Raw genomic sequence first — 3,185 nt, 5'->3', positions numbered from 1 at the left:
GGACATCGACTCGACACCGCCGACCACCACCAGGTCTTCGAAACCGGAACGCACCTTCATCGCGCCGAGGTTCACCGCCTCAAGGCCTGAAGCGCAAAAGCGGTTGATCTGAACACCTGAGACACTGACGTCCCAATCCGCCACTTGCGTCGCGGTCTTGRCAATGTCGCAGCCCTGATCACCAATAGGTGTCACGCAGCCAAGCACGACATCATCGACCTGACTGGTATCGAGCGAAGTGCGCTGTTGCAGCGCCCTCAGCAAGCCGGCCACCAGATTGATCGGTTTGACGCTGTGCAAGGCGCCATCGGCCTTGCCTTTGCCGCGGGGCGTGCGTAACGCATCGAAAATCAAAGCTTGGGTCATGACGTCCTCGAACCTGGGCGGTGAGTAAATACTGAGCGCTCACTCTTATGCCGAGCCGCTGCGGATTCAATGACCGTAGCGCTCACAGACGTTGACGGACACGCTCAGACGGACGGTAGTGAGCATCGGGATTAACCGATTCAGGACACAGAGCTGTCTAGCAAAAGGGTGCCCAAGAAGCTGGCAATAGGCCTCATACCATTTTTAGAGCTTTTATAGAGCAACCCATACGAAATTGATCTAAACCACGCGTGACGCGGGCTCTAAGGTGAAGTGTACGAAGTTGTCGTCGGGTTTTGCCGAGGCGCTCGTCTTACAGGAAGTGCAACGCTCTGCCGTCATGGAGATATGCAGGCAGGCATCAGGAAATAACAATAAAGGCGGTCAGCCATGTTCAAGCAATCAAAAGTACGTCAAGCCGGGCTCATTCTTTTCGCTACCACGCTGTTGTTGATTTTGCCGAATCTGACCAAGGTAATTGGCTAGTCGGTAAGAAATACGGCGTTAGGTATTTATATCGTCATTCCAAAATGTGACTGGTTCGCTACCCGAGCCAGCGTAGGTGTGCCAACCTTTGTGGCACCTTCACGACATGGATGGCGATCTATTGAAAACGCTCACTCTGATCGGGGCCTTGCTGTTCAGCACGCCTCTGTTTGCCGCACAGCTGAACCTTGAGCTGGGCGCGAGCAGTCGCACCTGGCAGACCGAGGAGCTGCTCAAGCATCCACAACTGCGGACCCTGCGCATTGCCGACGACGTTTCCTATAAACGGGAGATGAGCTATCAAGCGGTGCCGCTGGCGGCGTTGTTGACCGGTATCAAGCCTGCTGACCATCTTCAAGCCGTGGCGCTGGACGGATTTGCTGCCGAGCTGGCCGCTGCACCATTGCTCAACACCCAAGGTGCACAGGCATGGTTGGCGATTGAAGACCCAGCCAAACCATGGCCGGCGTTGTCTGCAGGCAAGCCGAGTGCCGGGCCGTTTTATCTGGTCTGGAGCGATCCGCAGGCTGGAAATATCAGCCCGGAGCAGTGGCCGTACCAGGTCGCCAGCATCAAACGCATGGCACCGGTGGCCGAACGCTTCCCTGCCTTGCTGCCGGATTCGGCCTTGAAAACGGACGATCCGGTCAATCAAGGTTTTGCACTGTTTCAAAAAAACTGCCTGGCGTGCCATCGACTGAATGGCGCCGGAGATGCGCAGTTCGGACCGGATCTGAATATTCCGTATAGCCCGACCGAGTATTTTGGAGCGGATTTCCTGAAGCGGTATATCCGTGATCCACAAAGCTTACGCCAGTGGCCTCAGGCGAAGATGCCGGGGTTTACCGCTCAGGTATTACCGGAGGGGGATCTGGACATGCTGGTGGGGTATTTGAAGCATATGGCCGGACGCAAGATTAAGCCCTGACACCATTCCCCCTGTAGGAGTGAGCCCCCTCGCCAAATGGCTCACTCCTACAAGGGATTTGTGAGGTTCCTGATTATTGCTGTTGGACGGAGACAACCGGCATCGGCGTTGGCGACACAAACACCTTCGCATGCATTTGCTCGCACCCGCCGCCACGACGCATTCCGCGTACCGGGCAGGCATCCAGGTAATCCAGACCCACCGCCAGTTTCAAGTGGCGCTCCGGACGAGCCAGTTCATTGGTCACGTCAAAACTGTACCAGGCGTCGTCGAGCCAGGCTTCCGCCCAAGCGTGACTAGCCAAGTGTTCGCTATTCTCGCTGTACAAATACCCCGATACATAACGCGACGGAATACCCAGGCTGCGCGCGCAGGCGAGAAACGCATGAGTATGGTCCTGACAGACGCCTGAACGCCCGGCGAAGGCCTGAGCCGCGCTGGTGTCGACTTCGGTTGAGCCCGGCGTGTAGGTCATGTGCTGGTTAAGGCCATGCATCAAGTCGATCAGCGCGGTGCGATCCCGACGTGTTTTGCATTCCTTTTGCGCGAACGCTCGCAAGGCTTCGTCCGGCTCGGTCAGGCGTGTGAAACGCAGGAACGGCAGCGGCGACTGGCTTTCATGCTCGGCCTCGCGCAGTTCGTCGATGTCGACCTGGCCACGGGCGCCGATGATGATTGCCTCGTGCGGCTCGTCCATTGTCAGCACGTGCAATATGTTGCCGAACGGATCGAGTTGCGCGCGTACCGGGCGCGGCAGATCGAGTTGCCAGCTGAGTACGTGTTGACGCTCGCTGTCGTGGGGTGTCAGTCGCAGGTACTGGATGCTCGCCCGCACCTGATCTTCGTAGTGATAGGTGGTTTCGTGGCTAATGGAGAGTCTCATGCAGCCTCCAGGTAAGAACTGTGAATGGCGTTGCCCAACTGGCGCACCAGCGGGATGAACTCGGTCAGCCAGGCGTGCAGGCCTTCGTCGAGAATTTCGTTGATGCCRGTGTAGCGCAAGCGCGCGTCTATCTCAGCGGCCAGGCGTTGTGCCGGACGGCCGTTGGCCCCCGGCAGGCTGGCGAGGATCTGGTCGATTTCTTCGGTGCAGGCGCGCAAGGAGCGCGGCACATCGGCTCGCAACAACAGCAACTCTGCCACATGCCGGGCACCGGGGGCGTCGCGGTAGATCTCGGTGTATGCCTCGAACGACGACAGCGCACGAAGCAACGCGCTCCACTGATAATAGGCGTGCGCCGTACTGTCACTGACGGCTTCAGCTTGATCGCCGGCCATCTCATAGCGAGCGTCGAGCAGGCGCAGCGTGTTGTCAGCCCTTTCGATAAATGTTCCCAGACGAATGAAGCGGAACGCATCGTTACGCATGATGGTGCCGTAGGACGCGCCCCGAAACAGGTGGGAA

The 3,185-nt window shown here is 58.1% G+C and carries 4 protein-coding genes; 1 reads left to right on the top strand and 3 read right to left on the bottom strand.

Translation table 11 applies throughout. The annotated features are described in order from the left end of the window. A partial coding sequence (locus AC1DRJ_RS22490; RefSeq protein WP_477804079.1) for a thiolase family protein occupies positions 1 to 366 on the bottom strand: 366 nt, incomplete at its 3' end. A gap of 592 nt (positions 367 to 958) precedes the next feature. Between AC1DRJ_RS22490 and AC1DRJ_RS22485 the strand changes: the two genes are divergently transcribed. Next, on the top strand, positions 959 to 1,780 hold the full coding sequence (locus AC1DRJ_RS22485) for a c-type cytochrome (protein ID WP_477804080.1): 822 nt from the start codon (positions 959 to 961) through the stop codon (positions 1,778 to 1,780). Between the two features lie 73 nt (positions 1,781 to 1,853). Here the strand turns inward: AC1DRJ_RS22485 and AC1DRJ_RS22480 are convergent, their stop codons facing one another. Then, positions 1,854 to 2,663 (bottom strand): transglutaminase family protein, encoded by an 810-nt coding sequence (locus AC1DRJ_RS22480; RefSeq protein WP_477804078.1) that lies wholly within the window; start codon positions 2,661 to 2,663, stop codon positions 1,854 to 1,856. Continuing rightward, on the bottom strand, positions 2,660 to 3,185 hold a 526-nt coding region (locus tag AC1DRJ_RS22475; protein ID WP_477804077.1), incomplete at its 5' end, for an alpha-E domain-containing protein. The genes AC1DRJ_RS22480 and AC1DRJ_RS22475, both read right to left, overlap by 4 nt.

Source organism: Pseudomonas sp. P5_B2 (assembly GCF_056400445.1).
The sequence above is the reverse complement of the archived record's forward strand: the minus strand, read 5'-3'. Positions and strand labels throughout refer to the sequence as shown.